Below are 15224 nucleotides of genomic sequence, written 5' to 3' on the forward strand. Positions count from 1 at the left end.
TAGCACATTCACCCAATATCAATCAAGATATGGGTTATTTATATGCAAAAAAACCGATTTCGCTTTGAAATCGGTTTTTTTGATGTTAGTTATCTAAACGAAAAGAACGGTTTGGCAGCTGCCACTTAAACATATAGGAACAAACGCGGCAAACAACAAGCACGAAAAACAGAACGTACAAGCCAAACGAATTTCCCAACCAGCCCAAGCCCACGATTAACCCTCCGAGCGCGGCCCAGACCGCGTAAATTTCCGCTTTCAGCACAAGCGGCTTTCGTCCGGCAAGAAGATCCCGTATGATGCCGCCCCCGCTGCCGGTCAGGACCGCTGCCGCAATCACCGCACTGAGCGGATGGCCCATTTTCACGGCATATAAAGCGCCTTGGATAGCAAACGCCGAAAGCCCGATGGCATCGGATAGGTTGCCCCATTTACTCCAATGCCTTAACAGCAGCTTCGGAAACAAAAAGACAATCGTAACTGATGCGAGAGCGATTTGAAAAAACGCGCCTTGCTCCCACAAGGCGGAGACCGGAACACCGATCAGCAGGTTTCGGATGGCTCCGCCGCCGAACGCCGTTACAATCCCCAAAATATACACGCCTAAAATATCATACTCCTCTTCCATCGCAACAATCGCTCCGCTGACCGCAAACGCAATGATGCCGATTACACTAAGCAGCTCCCAGGCCATTCCATATGCTCCTTTTTATTTGTTAAATTTTCTGACGACCATTAGATTTTATAATCGCTTTCTCTTAAAATCAACCTTATTTTTGAAAGATTCTGATTCCTAACCCGGGACAACCCCACCCGCAACGGCTGGGAGCAAGAACATTTACCTATTTTATACTATTTCGGGAGGTTTATTGGAAGTTTCATTGAATACTTTCTCTAACAAAAAGGGGGTTATGAGATGAAAATCAGTTCACTTGTTTTTCCTGTTTTATTGGCCGCCGGATTAATTCCCGGCCTGCCGTCAGCCGAAAGCCATACGCATTCGCACACTCATGCGGAGCCGGCGAAAACGGTGTATACGGACCCGCTTCCGAAAGCCGATCATTTTAAAGATTTGAAGGGCCCGGTCCAAGTTGAACAGACGGTTGACACAAAAAATCTGGATGAAAACGGCAAGCAGGTCGGCACGAAACGATTCAATGCCAATGTCAGTCAGGATAAAGCCTCAACTAAAGCCGGCACGGGCTCTCAGAAGGTCAGAGTTTTGGCGGTGGCGGACGCTGAATACCGCGCCAAATACAGCGACTGGCAAACGCGAATCGTCCAGATCGTGGAGCAGGCGGATGTCGCTTTTAACCGTGATCACAACATTGATTTCGTCGTACAGGCCGTGCAGGCTTGGAATTCTTCCGGCTCAAACAGTTCTCAGATTTTATCGAATCTCCAAGGCAGCTTCAGAAATCAAAATTATCATTTTGTCGTCGGTTTTACCGCAAAATCAAGTTTTGACGCCGGCGGTATCGCGTATGTATATAACGGCAAACCGAGCGGCCCGGCTTTCAGCGTGAACCTTGATCAAGGAACGGCCAACACGGCGAAAGCGGCACAGCACGAGTTTTCCCATAACTTCGGGCTTCAGCATGACGCCCAAGGCAGCGGTATCCGCTGCGTCATGAATTATGATTATGCCTATTCCGTGGATATTTGGGACAGCTCCCATAACAGACAGATTGCGACAAACAAAGCTTGGTACAAATAATAGAAAAAGAGCCGCTCCCATGGAGCAGGCTCTTTATTTTGCCGTGCGTTCCGTTTTGACAAAACACATGCAGATCATAATGAGAATAAATGCCGTCAATGCCAAGAAAGGAATGGTAATGAAACCGAACCAGTTAATATATTCAGATGAGCAAGGCACGCCGTAGACACACGGCTTGATGCCGCTGAAACCGGGCACCTTCTGCTCAAGGTAATGCATGATCGATATAAACGCGCCGATGACGGCCATCGGCAGCACATATTTTTTCACGCGCGTGTCACCCTGAAAGGTGGCGATTCCTAAAATCAGGACAAGCGGGTACATGAGAATTCTTTGATACCAGCACAGCTCGCACGGTATGAATTTTCTGATCTCGCTGAAATATAGGCTGCCGAGCATGGCAGCAAGAGCTATCACCCAAGAAGCATATAAAAATACGATTCTATTTTTCATTTTTCAGCTCTTTCTTAATCGTTTTTGAAATCTCATCATAGTTAGAGAATTCTTTAATCACTTTGTTATTTACGTAAATCGTCGGTGTCGCCGTAATGTTTAATTTATCATTCAGGTCAGTGTCAGCTTTCAGCTCTTTTGCAAATGTCTCTTTATCAAGGTTTTCCTTCAGCTTGTCAGGATCAACCTTTTTCGCGGTGCTTTTGACCGTTTTTTCAAGCAATGCAGGCGTGACCCATTCCTGTTCGCTTGACGGCTGCTGTTCAAACAGCTTTTCATGGAATGCCCAGAATGATGCCGGGTCTTCTTTCCACACTTCTTCTGAAGCAAGAGCCGCCAGACGCGAGCCGCTTCCGTGGTACATGACGTTCACAAATGAAAATTTCACGTCGCCTTTATCAATAAAATCTTTTTTGATTTTCGGAAAGATATCGCTGTTAAATACTTTGCATGACGGACATTTGTAATCTCCGAATTCAACTACCGTAACAGGCGCGCTGTCTTTGCCGAGCACGGGCTGTCCTTTAATGGAAGGCTGTTCGGCGACTGTTTCGCCCGCTTTTTCCGTTTGGTTGTTAATAATTACGATGGCCGCAAATAAAACGACAACGATTAACGTCAGTATCACCGCAAATTTCGCAGACGATTGTTTCTTTTTCACTCAGACACCTCATTGTTTTTAAAATAAAAAAGAAGCGGATGCCGGATGGACCGCTTCTCTATTTTACCAAGACAACCTTGTTTAAGAAAACCCTGAAAAACGAATTATCTTTGACAATTATTCCGCTTTCACTCTCATGACGCGCAGCGCGTTGGCAACGGCGATCAGCGTGACGCCTACATCTGAAAAGACCGCTTCCCACATGGTGGCGAATCCGAATGCGCCAAGCAGGAGAAAAATGATTTTTACGCCTAAAGCAAATCCGATGTTCTGCCAGACGATCCGGCGTGTGCGGCGTGCAATCCGGATGGCTTCGGCTGCTTTTGACGGCTGGTCTGTCATCAGGACGACATCGGCCGCTTCGACGGCGGCATCAGAGCCGAGAGCCCCCATGGCAGCTCCGATGTCAGCTCTGGCAAGCACAGGCGTATCATTAATCCCGTCACCGACAAACATCAGTTTTTCATTCGGTGAAAGCGCCGCTTCAAGTTCTTCGACGCGGTCTACCTTGTCACCCGGCAAAAGCTCTGTGTACACGTCATCAATACCGAGCTCTCGGCCGACAGCTTCTCCGGTCTGCTTTGAATCACCCGTCAGCATCACTGTCCGCTTCACGCCGAGCGCTTTTAAATTGGCAATGGCCTGTTTGGCGTCCTCTTTGATTTCGTCGGCGATCACGATCGCCCCCGCATACTGCTGATCAACGGCGACATAGACGACTGTTCCGTTATTTTCAGCTGTGCCGGAAGCGATTTGTTCTTTTGCCATCAGTTTTTGATTTCCGGCCAAAATCGTTGATCCGCCGGTTTTCACTCGAATGCCGTGTCCGGGTATTTCTTCATATTCTTCAATCTCGTCTGCCGCGAGCGGTCGATTGTAAGCTTCACGGATGGAAGAAGCAATCGGATGATTGGAATGGACTTCTGCGAGCGCGGCCGCATGAAGCAGGCTGTCTTTTGTAAACCCTGCCGCCGGCTTGATATCAGTAACGGCGAAATTGCCTTTCGTTAAGGTTCCCGTTTTATCAAACACGGCGTATGCCACCTGATTGAGCGCTTCTAAATAGTTGCTGCCTTTCACGAGCACCCCTGCTTTAGACGCAGCTCCGATACCGCCGAAAAAACCGAGCGGAATGGAGACGACGAGTGCGCACGGACAAGAAATCACAAGGAAAATCAGCGCGCGGTACACCCAGTCGGATAGCGCGGCTGAAGGCACGAGAAGCGGCGGTAAAAAGGCGAGAAGCACCGCAACAATGACAACGGCCGGTGTATAGTACTTGGCAAACTTCGTAATAAAGTTTTCCGTTTTCGCTTTACGTCCGGCCGCATTTTCGACCAGATCCAATATTTTTGACACGGCAGAGTCTTCATATCCTTTAGAGGTTTCAATATGAAGCACGCCGTTCTGATTCATAAATCCGGCCATCACATCTTGCCCCGGCTCCGCTTTTCTCGGCACGGATTCGCCCGTTAAAGCGGATGTATCAACCATCGAAGAACCGCTCAGCACCTTTCCGTCCAGCGGAATCCGTTCTCCGGGATTCACGACGATGACCTGTCCGACTTTGACGTCCTGCGGCGGAACGGCAGCCATGCCGTTTTCCGTTTTCACATTGGCGTACTCAGGACGGATGTCCAATAACGCGCTGATCGATTTTCTGGATCGGCTGACGGCCGCTCCCTGAAACAGTTCACCGATTTGGTAGAACAGCATGACCGCGACACCTTCCGGATACTGATGAATCACAAATGCGCCGATCGTGGCAAGCGCCATCAGAAAATGCTCATCAAATACCTGGCCGCGGACAATGTTTTTTCCCGCTCTGGCTACGATATCGCCGCCGATGATCAAATATGAAGCAAAAAAGAGCAGAAACTCAAGGACGGCGCCCGTGTGCGCGAAGTAAGCGATGACGGCCAAAACGGCTCCCGCTGCCAATCTCACTAACATCAGCTGCAGCTTTTTGCGGTACTCATCCTCGCCGGGTTTGTCTTCATGTTTCGCACGGACGGTCACATGAGGATCAATGGACTTTACTTTTTTAGCGACTTCGTCTTTCATCCATTGCTCGTTTTTGCCGCCGGCTGAGACCGTGATGGTGCTTGCCGCAAAATTGACAGCACAGCCGTCTATGCCGTCAATGGCTTTTACGCCGTTTTCTATTTTTTTTGCACAGTTGCTGCAATCAAGTCCGTCTAATACAAATTCACCTTTGGCTGCTTTCATTTTCGACTCACCCTACTTTCCGTAATAGGATTCCCATAACATCAATACAGCTAAACGATTTTATATATATGAACATATACTCATATATGTGTTTTCTCTATTATATGCAGGCTTTGAATAAAGTGTCAATAAAAAAGACAAAACAGGCCTCAGCCCATTTTGTCTTTTTTCACCTTCTGTAAACGCAAAGCATTAAGCACGACCGATACTGAGCTGAACGCCATGGCAGCGCCTGCCACCCACGGGGCCAGAAAGCCGGACGCCGCAATCGGAATGCCGATGCTGTTGTATCCCAATGCCCAGCCTAAATTCTGCTTGATGTTTCTCATGGTCAGCCTGCTCATGCCGATGGCGTCGGCAATGCCGTTCAGGTCACCGCGGATCAGCGTAATATCCGCCGCTTCCATTGCGATATCTGTGCCGGTGCCGATGGCCATTCCGATATCGGCCACAGCCAGCGCCGGAGCATCATTGATGCCGTCACCGACCATCGCCACGCGCCGGCCTTCTTTTTGCAGCCGGGAAATTTCCGCCGCCTTTTGTTCGGGAAGCACTTCGGCGATCACGCTGCCGATGCCCGCGGCTTTTGCAATGGCTTCCGCGGTCTTTTTGTTGTCACCGGTCATCATGATGACGTCAAGCCCCATATCATTCAGACGTTTCACCGCGGCCGGAGATGTTTCCTTGATCGTATCGGCGACTGCGATAAGCCCCGCCGCTTTACCGTCTGTCGCAATAAGCATCACCGTTTTCCCTTCCGCCTCCAAGCGGGCCATGTGCGGAAGCAGCGCTTCATGTTCAATGTGTTCTGATTCCATCAGCCGTCTTGATCCGGCAAGAATCGTTCTGCCGTCAGCCTCGGCGTATATTCCGGAACCGATCCGGGCTTGGAACCGGGTGATTTTCGGGATGGCAATCCCCCGTTTTTCGGCTCCTGACACGATGGCTTCTCCAAGCGGGTGCTCTGATCCCGTTTCGGCGGCCGCCGCCAGACGCAGGAGTTCCTCTTCGTTCATTCCCTCTGCCGGTACGGCATCTGTCAGAACCGGTCTGCCGTTTGTCACCGTTCCTGTTTTATCCAGTACGATTGTCGTCAGACGCTGGGTCTTTTCTAAATGCTCTCCGCCTTTAAAAAGAATGCCGAATTCAGCTGCGCGGCCGGAGCCCGCCATAATGCTCGTCGGAGTGGCGAGCCCGAGTGCGCACGGACAGGCAATGACAAGCACGGCGATGAATTTGCCGATCGCTTCAGAAAACTGTCCCGGCGCGGCCCATACATACCAAATGAGAAAAGTCAGCACGGCCAGCCCCAGCACAATCGGGACGAAAATGCCTGAAATGTGATCCGCGAGCCGCTGAATGGGGGCTTTTGACCCTTGGGCTTCTTCTACGATTTTAATAATGTGTGCAAGCGCGGTATCTTTCCCGACATTCACCGCTCTGATTTTGAGAAAGCCGTTTGCATTGATCGTCGCCCCGGTGACAGTGCTTCCGGGAGACTTATCGACAGGCATGCTCTCTCCCGTAATCATCGATTCATCAATCGCGGAATGGCCCTCAATCACTTCGCCATCGACAGGGACGCGTTCTCCCGGTTTCACATATACGATGTCCCCCGTCCGGACCTCGTCAATCGGAATCACCTGTACCTTCCCTTCCCGCTCAACCGCCGCCGTCTTCGCCTGAAGCTTCATTAACTTTTTAATCGCTTCTGATGAGCGGCCTTTCGCTTTCATCTCTAAAAGCTTTCCAAGCAAAATCAAAGTCAGCAAAATGGCGCTCGTTTCATAATAAAGCCCCTCAACATGTCCGTCTCGTCCGAGAGACGCAATCGTCATGTACAGGCTGTATGCGTAAGCGGCCGTCGTTCCGAGCGCAACGAGAACATCCATATTGGCGCTTTTGTTTCTCAGCGCCTTGTACGCTCCCATATAAAAAGGCCAGCCGATGACGAGCTGCACCGGGGTGGCAAGCGCGAATTGCAGCCACGGATTCATCAGGATATCCGGCATCCAGATAAAAGAAGTAAAAGAAAAATGGCTGACCATCGACCATAGAAGCGGAAAGGAGAGAACGGCAGAAAATATCAGCCTGATCAGCTGCTTTCGCTGCTCTTTCTCCTTTTGGGAAAATCCGCCGGCTCCATCAACCGCTTTCTTCTCGTCTAATCTGTAGCCGAGTTTTGCCACGGTCTCTTTCAGCTCTTTCGGTGTCACCTCTTTCGGATTGTATTCAACGGTGACCGTTTCCAGGGCGAAATTCACCGGTGCGCTGTCAACTCCCCCTATTTTGTTCAGGCGCTTTTCAATCCGGTTGGCGCAAGCGGCGCATGTCATGCCTTCAATCTGAAACTCGGCTTTTTCCGTCACGACGTGATAGCCGAGTTTTTCAATTTTTTCTTTTATGGCGCTTGCTTCGATTTTGTCAGGGTGATAAGTAATATTTGAGGTCTCAAGCGCAAGATTGACGGAAGCGTCATTAACCCCGTCCATCCGTTTCAGCCCTTTTTCGATTCTTGAAGCGCAGGCGGCGCATGTCATGCCCCCCACTTGAATGGTCATTTCTTTCGGTTCACTCAATATCCTCATCTCTCTTCATAAACCCCAGGGGGGTATAATTATGATAAAAGAAAACCGCGCCCGTTTCCGCAGCGCGATAAATCCTATACGACGTCATAACCTTGATCTTCAATCGCGTCTTTTATATCTGATACGGAGACTTTGTTCTCATCAAACGCCACATCCACCTGTCCGGCTTCCAATTTCACCTGAACCGCCGTCACTCCGTTCAGTTCTCCTACTCCGGTCTCTACTGCTTTGACACAGTGCTGACAGGACATGCCTTCGACTTGCAGTGTTTTTTGTTCCATGATGATTCCCTCCACGTCTTGTTTTTTCTTCTTCATGTTACCATACCCCTGTAGGGTATTTCAAAACATTTTATTTTACGATTTTGCGATTTTTTTCACAACATCAAGCAGCTCGGCAATCGCCTGCTCCCCGTTTCCGCTCTCAATGGCGCCGGCTACGCAGTGATGGGCGTGATCTTCCAGCAGATGAAACGCGACTTTCTGCATGGCCGCCTGTACGGCTGAAATCTGCACGAGAATATCCACGCAGTATCGTTCGTTATCCACCATATTCTGAATGCCCCTGACTTGGCCTTCAATCCGTTTCAGCCGGTTCAGGATCTGGTCTTTTTCTTTGGCGCTTTTATGATTTAACGATTGATGTTCGGTATGTTTGTCCATTTTCCACCTCGGTTTTTTCTTCGTTATCTTCATTATACAGACTTGAAAATCCGGTGTAAAAAATTTTCAACACACAAGTTTTACCAGTACTCCCGCGGGGTATATAATGTTATCACATATCATGAGGGGGAAGTTCATTGAAAACGATACAGGTTGGCATATTGGGATATGGTTTGTCGGGTAAAGTTTTTCATGCGCCGCTTTTGGACGTCCTTGATCATTATCAGATCAAAAAAGTCATGACCTCCAGAACGGAGGAGGTCAAACGTGATCTGCCGGGGGCTGAAGCCGTGCGCGCGATTGAAGACATTACCGGTGATCCTGACATTGATCTCGTCATCGTCACGACACCGAGCGGAATGCATTATGAATCAGCGATGAAATGCCTCCTGGCGGGAAAACACACCGTCGTGGAAAAACCGATGACGGCGACTTCAGCAGAAGCGGAGGAACTGAGAAGAACGGCTGAAGATAAAGGCGTCTTACTGAGCGTGTACCACAACCGGCGGTGGGACAATGACTTTTTAACAATACAAAAGCTGATTCGGGACGGGGCGCTTCAAGACATTCATACATATCAAGTCAACTACGATCTGTACAACCCGGTTGTACAAGAAAGATGGCGCGAAAAAAACGGACCCGCCACGGGAACGCTGTATGATCTCGGTTCACATATTATTGACCAGACACTCCTGCTTTTCGGAATGCCGGAATCCGTCACGGCACATGTGATGAAACAGCGGGACAACAGTGAAACCGTCGATTATTTTCTGGCCGCTCTCCATTACGGCAAGCTTCAGGTCATTCTTCAATCAGGCTCCATGAATGCGGCAAGCGGCCCGCGCTATCAGATTCACGGACGGAATGCAAGCTTTATCAAATACGGAAAGGACGGACAGGAAGAGGCGCTTTCAGCCGGACAAAAGCCGATCGACGACAGCTGGGGCGCCGATGACCCTGACAACTTCGGAGAGCTGACAATCGCAGCGGATGAAAAAAGGCATACAGAAACAATCCCCTCTGAGAACGGCTCTTACCTTACGTACTACAAACTGCTGGCAGACAGCATCTTAAACGGAAAACCGCTTCCCGTTACGGCAAAAGAAGGCATCGATGTCATCCGTGTCATTGAAGCGGCGATGAAAAGCAGCGAGCAAAAACGGACGATTGCCCTTTAATATGAAAAACCTCCCAGCCGTACGGCGGGGAGGTTTTTTTAAGATCAGAATGATTTTCCGGCTTCTTTCGCGCGGGCAATCGCATCTTCTTTAATTTGCTGTGCTTTATTCGGTTCAGCATTATGGCCTTCAACGATTAAACCGTCAAAAGAAGGAACGCCGAAGAAGTTCATCATGATGCCGATGTAACGGTGGCCCATTTCCATGTCAGCCGCCGGCCCTTCAGAGTAATAGCCTCCGCGCGCCTGAATGTGGAGCGCTTTTTTGTCAGTCAACAGACCGATCGGGCCTTGCTCTGTATATTTGAATGATTTTCCGGCTACAGCCACAGAATCAAGGTACGCTTTCATAACAGGCGGGAATGAGAAGTTCCAAAGCGGTGTGACGAATACGTATTTGTCAGCTGACGCGAATTGATCGCTCAGCTCGTTCAGACGGCCGACTTTCGCTTTTTCGTTTTCAGAAAGCTCTTCAAAACCTGTGCCGGATTGAAGTTTTCCCCAGCCGCTGAATACATCCGCGTCGATATGAGGAATGTTCTCTTTGTAAAGGTCGATATGTACAACCTCATCATTCGGGTTTGATTCTTTATAAGAATCGATAAACGCTTTTCCTGTTGCCATGCTGTAAGATGTCTTTTCATCATGAGGATGAGCAGTGATATAAAGTACTTTTGCCATTGTAAACAGCCCTTTCGTTTTCAGATTACACACACATTTATTATGAAATATGAATGTTTTTTTATACTGATCAGTTCTGTAATAATTATAGTTACAAAAAAATCATTTAGCAACAATAATATCTTGAAATCAGTATATTTTTTTAAAAAAGGCTGTAATGACGGGAATGGCAAGCAGCAGAAAAAGCAGAAACCTCAGTTTCTGCTCAAAATCGGATTGGGTCTGCAGGCCGGAATATCCAATCCGAGATTCCCCCGCAGTGTATCGGCCGGATAGCTTTTTCGGTACAGCCCCTTTTCCTGGAGGATCGGTATGACTTGATCCACAAAGGCTTCAAGCATGCCCGGGATGTCAGAATGAATGATAAACCCGTCCGCCGCTTCCCGCTGAAACCATGTTTCAATTAATGACGCCACACGTTCCGGTGTCCCGATAAAGTTGGTTCGCGGAAACGCGGCTTCGCGCGCCACTTGACGCAGCGTAAGATTCCGGGCTTTCGCCTCTCTTTTGATACGGTCTGTCGTGCTTTGAAACGCGTTTTTCCCGACGTCGCCCAAATCAGGAAACGGCTCATCCAATGGAAACCGGCTCAGATCATAATCGTCAAAAAATCTGGCCACATACTTAACAGCGTTCTCTATGGGAATCAGCTCGGCGAATTCTTGGTATTTCGCTTCTGCTTCTTCTTGTGAGCCGGCTATAATCGGACTGATTCCCGGAAAAATCCGCAGCTTGGAAGCGTCCCGGCCGTAATCCGCCGCCCGCTTCTTCACATCATCATAAAAAGCCTTCGTTTCCTCAAGTGAATTGGAGTGCGTAAAGACTGCATCTGCATTCCTCGCGGCAAACGACCGGCCGGTTTCTGAAGACCCCGCCTGGAAAACGACCGGCTCTCCCTGTTTGGACCGGCCGATATTCAGCGGGCCCTCCACTTGAAAATACTCGCCTTTGTGATACAGGCGATGCAGTTTGTCAGGGTCAAAAAACTGCCCGGTTTCTTTGTTGCGGACGAAGGCATCTTCTTCCCAGGAATTCCACAGACCGCGCACCACGTCCACATGTTCCTGGGCGATGGCGTAGCGCCGGCTGTGGTCGGGAAGGCTTTCTTTGCTGTGATTGCGCGCGGCTCCCGCCTGCGGAGAGGTGACGAGATTCCAGCCCGCCCGGCCGCCGCTGATATGGTCAAGAGACATCAGCTGTCTTGCGATGGTGAACGGCTCAGTGAACGATGTGGAAAATGTGCCGATTAAACCAAGATGGGTTGTAGAGGCGGCAAGCGCCGATAAAATGGTGATCGGCTCAAACCGATTTAAGAAATGCGGGATGGACTTTTCAGAAATGAACAAGCCGTCCGCAATAAAAGCAAAGCTGAACAGCCCTCTTTCAGCAGTCTGCGCTTTTTGCCTGTAAAACGCCGCATTCGTGCTTGCTGTCGGATCGGCGTCGGGATGGCGCCAGCCGTCTGTTGTGCCGCCGACACCGTGAATCATGGCTCCGAATTGAATTAGATCCGTCCGGCTCATTTTCTCTCCCCCTTTTTCCCCTCGTAATCGGCAAGCGCCCGTTCTACATGTTCAATGCCGACTTGAGTAACGGCCTGATACGCACGGCTGTCACCGCTGCCGATTTCAACGACGGGGACATGACGGATGCCGTACTTCGTCTGCAGCACGTCACGCAATTCATCCCGTTCTGTCACATCAATTGTTTCGTATGCCACGGCGTTTTCCCGCAAATATCCTTTCACTTCATCGCAATAGGAGCAGCCCTGTTTGCTCCAGACCACTACGTTTACTTCATGACTCATGTTCATCCCTCCTATAATTGTGGGGCCGGCTGCACCGCTTCGCTTAACAGCCGGTAAGACAATCGTTTTTCCTCAGCGTTTTTGATAGGCGACAAAATCACAAAATCGGTAATGCTGTATTGAACCGATAATCGTCTCAGCTCGGCGGCTGTCTCTTCTTTTGTCCCGGCAATCACACCCGTCTTTTGTGTGATCAGCTTATACGGCTGCGTGACTTGTTCAAGAAACGCTTCCGCTTGTTCCCGGGAACCGACATTCACCTTTTTGCCGTCTTTGAGAATGATTTTGACCGACTCACGCGATACCACGTGTTTTTCAGCTTCTGCTTTTGTATGCGCGGTAAAGACCATCGGCGCAAGGTGAAATTCCGCCTTCGATCCTTTCGGCAGATGCTCGTCAAAGGCGTGGCGCGCTTTTTCTAACGCAGCCTCTTCACCGTTTATGAAATAGGCGAAAACGAAGGAAATGCCGAGTTTGGCCGCGGATATCGCGCTTTCCGCGCTGCCGCCGAGCAAAAAGATGTCAGGCGCATACTCAGTATGCGGCGTCGGCCGCAATGACGCATAGCGGTGCGAGTCCGGAAAATCATTTCGAATGAAATGAGTCAGCTCCTCAAGCTTTTCTTCAAACAAACGGGCGGGCTGGATAAGCTCCCGCTGCAGCGCATCGGTTGACAGCTGAAATCCGCCGGGCGCTTTGCCGACACCGAGCGCCACACGGCCGGGAGCAAGGGCGGACAGAACCCGAAACTGCTCCGCCACTTTATAGGGACTGTAATGCTGCAGCATCACCCCGCCGGACGCGAGACGGATTTTTTTCGTGCTTGCGGCAAGATACCCCAGAACAATTTCCGGCGCTGATCCCGCTATCTCTTCATTGTTATGATGTTCCGCCGCCCAGAAACGGTCATATCCGTATTGTTCGGCCTCCTGAGCCAATTTCACCGTTTGCCGCAAGGCTTCTTCTGCGGTTTGGTTTTCCGCGGTGACACTTTGGTCTAAAATGCTTAAACGAATCATACGACAGGCTCCTTTATGCGCTCTTTTATGTCATAACCGTAATCAGGCAGCACGCGGCGGAGGAACTTCTTCGTTCTTTCTTTTTTCGTCTTGTAAAAGACTTCCTCAGGCGTTCCTTGTTCCACGATTGCTCCTTCATCCATAAACACAATTCGGTCGGACACTCTTCTGGCGAATTCCATTTCATGTGTGACAATGATCATGGTGGCGCCGGTCCGCACAATGTTAAGCATCACCTCGAGCACCTCGCCGACAAGCTCCGGATCGAGGGCTGCGGTCGGTTCGTCAAACAGCATGACATCAGGATGAATAGCAAGCGCCCGGGCAATCCCGACCCGCTGCTTTTGGCCTCCCGACAGTTGATTCGGATAGGCGTGCAATTTATCCTGAAGCCCCACCTTGGCCAGTTCCCGCTCGGCAATGGCGTACGCATCTGGTTTTTTCATTTTCCTTGCGACCGTCAGGCCTTCCATGACATTTTGAATCGCCGTTTTATGCGAAAACAAATGATATTGCTGAAAAACCATCGCCGTCTGTTTCCTCAGTCTGAGAATGTCTTTTTTGGCAGGCTTTTTGCAGTTAATGACTTCACTGTGCAGCGAAATGGCGCCCTCATCCGGCCGCTCAAGTAAATTAAGGCAGCGCAGAAAAGTGGTTTTCCCGGAACCGCTCGGGCCGATGATGGTCACGACTTCTCCTTTCCGGACACTTAAATTGATCCCCTTTAACACGTGATGACTGCCAAAATGTTTTTGAATGTTTCGGATTTCGATCATAATGCGCCTCCTTGATATCTGACTGCCCTTTTTTCCGCCAGACTGTTTACAGCTTCGAGAATCAGCGTTAATCCCCAATAAATCACGGCCGCCCCGATAAATGCTTCCAGAAACGCATAGTTATCGGATGCCGCAATCGTCGCCGTTCCTGTAATTTCAGGCACCGCAACAATTGCCGCGATGGAAGTGGTATGCAAAAAGCCGATGCCTATATTGGTGAAGTTCGGGAGAGATATCATGAACGCCTGCGGCAGAACCACGCGCCGAATCATCTGTCCCCGCGTCAGGCCGATTGAATATGCCGCCTCCGCCTGCCCCGTATCGACGGCCATGATCCCGGATCGGAGAATTTCCGTCATATAAGCGCCTGCCGTTAATGACAGTGCCATGATGACAAACACGGCTACCGGAATCTGATTGGCCGACCAGCCGAGATGAAACGCGCGGCTGAATTGATCGGCAATCAGCGGAACCCCTAAATAAATCAGCATGATATGGAGAATCGCCGGGGTGCTGCGGAAAAAAGACACGTAAAACGCTGAGCAGGCCAGCAGCCATTTGATGCGGAATATACGCACCGTGATATTGCCGAGAGCTATGAAAAATCCGGCAATAAGCGGAATGACCGTCATCGCCAATGTAAGCGGAACGGTTTTCATCATTTGTTTTATCGCAGTGCCGATAAATGGAATGTCCAGCTCCACTGTTCTCCCTCCTTTTCAGCCGTGCGCGCTCATGTCAAAAACCGTCACAAGGCGCGTCTCATCTTTCTTGATTCGTTTTTCGGCCCATCTGAAGACACATTCAAATGAAAGGGCGGCCGCATAATACAGAACAGAAAGCGAGATATACACTTCTAAAGAATGATTGCTCGATGTAATCAAGGTCTGTCCTCTGCCCGACATATCCATCACCCCGATCGAAAAAGCGAGTGATGTATCTTTTAAGAAACCGATCACCATATTCCCGATGTTGGGAAAGGCCTGCACAAGCGCCTGCGGCAGAATGATGCGCCGGAATGTCTGCCCCCCGTTCAGCCCGATGCTGAACGCCGCCTCCGCCTGCCCGCGGTCGACGCTGTTCACACCTCCCCTGATGATTTCCGCCGCTCTTGCCGCGCTGCTCAGCGCGTACGTGGCGATTGCCGCATACAAAGGGTCCATTTTGGAGGTATCAATTCCGGCGAGCGCCGTGAGCGCCGGAATACCGTAAAATACAATGAACAGCTGCACCATGATGGGCGTTCCTCTGAAAAAAGAGATATACAGCTTCGCAAACTGATTCAAAACGGGAATGCGATAGATGCGGGGCAGCGCCAAAAGCAGCCCCAATAGAAAGCCGAACAGCAAAGACACCGCCAATATATACAGCGTGACGGGCAAATACCCGAGCAATGTCGGCACAAAGGATGAGATCATACTGATATCAAACGCTTTTTCCATTGCCGATCCCTC

Annotated in this window: 16 protein-coding genes; 2 read left to right on the forward strand and 14 right to left on the reverse strand. The window is 50.0% G+C overall.

Features of this window, described 5'->3' with window-relative positions; genetic code table 11:
• Positions 1-85 precede the first annotated feature (85 nt).
• On the reverse strand, positions 86-694 hold the full coding sequence (locus tag G4O42_RS16020) for a trimeric intracellular cation channel family protein (RefSeq protein ID WP_032876509.1): 609 nt from the start codon (positions 692-694) through the stop codon (positions 86-88).
• 222 nt (positions 695-916) lie between these two features.
• Between G4O42_RS16020 and G4O42_RS16025 the strand changes: the two genes are divergently transcribed.
• Positions 917-1717 carry a zinc-dependent metalloprotease gene (locus G4O42_RS16025; protein ID WP_032876506.1) on the forward strand — a complete coding sequence of 267 codons (801 nt, stop codon included), beginning with the start codon at positions 917-919 and terminating at the stop codon, positions 1715-1717.
• A gap of 33 nt (positions 1718-1750) precedes the next feature.
• On the opposite strand, the gene G4O42_RS16030 is transcribed toward G4O42_RS16025, so the two are convergent.
• From G4O42_RS16030 to csoR, 6 genes are all read right to left on the reverse strand, one after another.
• Complete coding sequence (locus G4O42_RS16030; protein ID WP_014305812.1) at positions 1751-2170, reverse strand: disulfide oxidoreductase; 420 nt, start codon at positions 2168-2170, stop codon at positions 1751-1753.
• Complete coding sequence (locus G4O42_RS16035; protein WP_032876501.1) at positions 2160-2831, reverse strand: disulfide bond formation protein BdbD; 672 nt, start codon at positions 2829-2831, stop codon at positions 2160-2162. The genes G4O42_RS16030 and G4O42_RS16035 overlap by 11 nt, the downstream gene beginning before the upstream one ends.
• Positions 2832-2948: 117 nt before the next feature.
• Positions 2949-5060 carry a heavy metal translocating P-type ATPase gene (locus G4O42_RS16040; RefSeq protein WP_032876498.1) on the reverse strand — a complete coding sequence of 704 codons (2112 nt, stop codon included), beginning with the start codon at positions 5058-5060 and terminating at the stop codon, positions 2949-2951.
• 149 nt (positions 5061-5209) lie between these two features.
• On the reverse strand, positions 5210-7639 hold the full coding sequence (locus tag G4O42_RS16045; protein WP_032876495.1) for a heavy metal translocating P-type ATPase: 2430 nt from the start codon (positions 7637-7639) through the stop codon (positions 5210-5212).
• 83 nt (positions 7640-7722) lie between these two features.
• Positions 7723-7929, reverse strand: a complete 207-nt coding sequence (gene copZ, locus G4O42_RS16050) for a copper chaperone CopZ (RefSeq protein WP_032876972.1) — start codon at positions 7927-7929, stop codon at positions 7723-7725.
• Positions 7930-8004: 75 nt separating this feature from the next.
• On the reverse strand, positions 8005-8310 hold the full coding sequence (gene csoR, locus G4O42_RS16055; RefSeq protein WP_003151723.1) for a copper-sensing transcriptional repressor CsoR: 306 nt from the start codon (positions 8308-8310) through the stop codon (positions 8005-8007).
• Positions 8311-8447: 137 nt separating this feature from the next.
• Here csoR and G4O42_RS16060 point away from each other — a divergent pair, with 137 nt between their 5' ends.
• Complete coding sequence (locus G4O42_RS16060) at positions 8448-9488, forward strand: oxidoreductase (RefSeq protein ID WP_032876492.1); 1041 nt, start codon at positions 8448-8450, stop codon at positions 9486-9488.
• 44 nt (positions 9489-9532) lie between these two features.
• Here G4O42_RS16060 and azoRB read toward each other — a convergent pair whose 3' ends face one another.
• The 7 genes from azoRB to G4O42_RS16095 form a co-directional block, all read right to left on the reverse strand.
• Positions 9533-10168 carry an FMN-dependent NADH-azoreductase AzoRB gene (gene azoRB, locus G4O42_RS16065; RefSeq protein WP_003151719.1) on the reverse strand — a complete coding sequence of 212 codons (636 nt, stop codon included), beginning with the start codon at positions 10166-10168 and terminating at the stop codon, positions 9533-9535.
• 194 nt (positions 10169-10362) lie between these two features.
• Positions 10363-11691, reverse strand: coding sequence for an LLM class flavin-dependent oxidoreductase (locus G4O42_RS16070; RefSeq protein ID WP_032876489.1), 1329 nt, complete (start codon positions 11689-11691; stop codon positions 10363-10365).
• The gene (locus G4O42_RS16075; protein ID WP_032876487.1) at positions 11688-11975 is read right to left on the reverse strand and encodes a glutaredoxin family protein; all 288 of its coding nucleotides are present in this window, start codon (positions 11973-11975) and stop codon (positions 11688-11690) included. The genes G4O42_RS16070 and G4O42_RS16075 overlap by 4 nt, the downstream gene beginning before the upstream one ends.
• Before the next feature lie 11 nt (positions 11976-11986).
• Positions 11987-12994: an LLM class flavin-dependent oxidoreductase gene (locus G4O42_RS16080; protein ID WP_032876485.1), complete on the reverse strand. Its 1008-nt coding sequence runs from the start codon at positions 12992-12994 to the stop codon at positions 11987-11989.
• A complete protein-coding gene (locus G4O42_RS16085) occupies positions 12991-13770 on the reverse strand; it encodes an amino acid ABC transporter ATP-binding protein (protein ID WP_032876482.1) in 780 nt (259 codons plus the stop codon). Before G4O42_RS16085 ends, G4O42_RS16080 begins: the two co-directional genes overlap by 4 nt.
• Complete coding sequence (locus G4O42_RS16090; RefSeq protein WP_032876479.1) at positions 13767-14474, reverse strand: amino acid ABC transporter permease; 708 nt, start codon at positions 14472-14474, stop codon at positions 13767-13769. The genes G4O42_RS16085 and G4O42_RS16090 overlap by 4 nt, the downstream gene beginning before the upstream one ends.
• A gap of 15 nt (positions 14475-14489) precedes the next feature.
• The gene (locus G4O42_RS16095) at positions 14490-15212 is read right to left on the reverse strand and encodes an amino acid ABC transporter permease (protein ID WP_032876476.1); all 723 of its coding nucleotides are present in this window, start codon (positions 15210-15212) and stop codon (positions 14490-14492) included.
• Positions 15213-15224: the final 12 nt, after the last annotated feature.

The organism is Bacillus sp. LUNF1, assembly GCF_011008975.1.
Lineage (GTDB): Bacteria > Bacillota > Bacilli > Bacillales > Bacillaceae > Bacillus > Bacillus velezensis.

Bases quoted from the DNA above. Each gene is read 5' to 3' on its own strand.
- csoR (WP_003151723.1), bottom strand. From the start codon at position 8,310: ATGGACAAACATACCGAACATCAATCGTTAAATCATAAAAGCGCCAAA.
- azoRB (WP_003151719.1), bottom strand. From the start codon at position 10,168: ATGGCAAAAGTACTTTATATCACTGCTCATCCTCATGATGAAAAGACA.
- G4O42_RS16040 (WP_032876498.1), bottom strand. From the start codon at position 5,060: ATGAAAGCAGCCAAAGGTGAATTTGTATTAGACGGACTTGATTGCAGC.
- G4O42_RS16085 (WP_032876482.1), bottom strand. From the start codon at position 13,770: ATGATCGAAATCCGAAACATTCAAAAACATTTTGGCAGTCATCACGTG.
- G4O42_RS16070 (WP_032876489.1), bottom strand. From the start codon at position 11,691: ATGAGCCGGACGGATCTAATTCAATTCGGAGCCATGATTCACGGTGTC.
- G4O42_RS16020 (WP_032876509.1), bottom strand. From the start codon at position 694: ATGGCCTGGGAGCTGCTTAGTGTAATCGGCATCATTGCGTTTGCGGTC.
- G4O42_RS16095 (WP_032876476.1), bottom strand. From the start codon at position 15,212: ATGGAAAAAGCGTTTGATATCAGTATGATCTCATCCTTTGTGCCGACA.
- G4O42_RS16025 (WP_032876506.1), top strand. From the start codon at position 917: ATGAAAATCAGTTCACTTGTTTTTCCTGTTTTATTGGCCGCCGGATTA.
- G4O42_RS16075 (WP_032876487.1), bottom strand. From the start codon at position 11,975: ATGAGTCATGAAGTAAACGTAGTGGTCTGGAGCAAACAGGGCTGCTCC.
- copZ (WP_032876972.1), bottom strand. From the start codon at position 7,929: ATGGAACAAAAAACACTGCAAGTCGAAGGCATGTCCTGTCAGCACTGT.
- G4O42_RS16080 (WP_032876485.1), bottom strand. From the start codon at position 12,994: ATGATTCGTTTAAGCATTTTAGACCAAAGTGTCACCGCGGAAAACCAA.
- G4O42_RS16030 (WP_014305812.1), bottom strand. From the start codon at position 2,170: ATGAAAAATAGAATCGTATTTTTATATGCTTCTTGGGTGATAGCTCTT.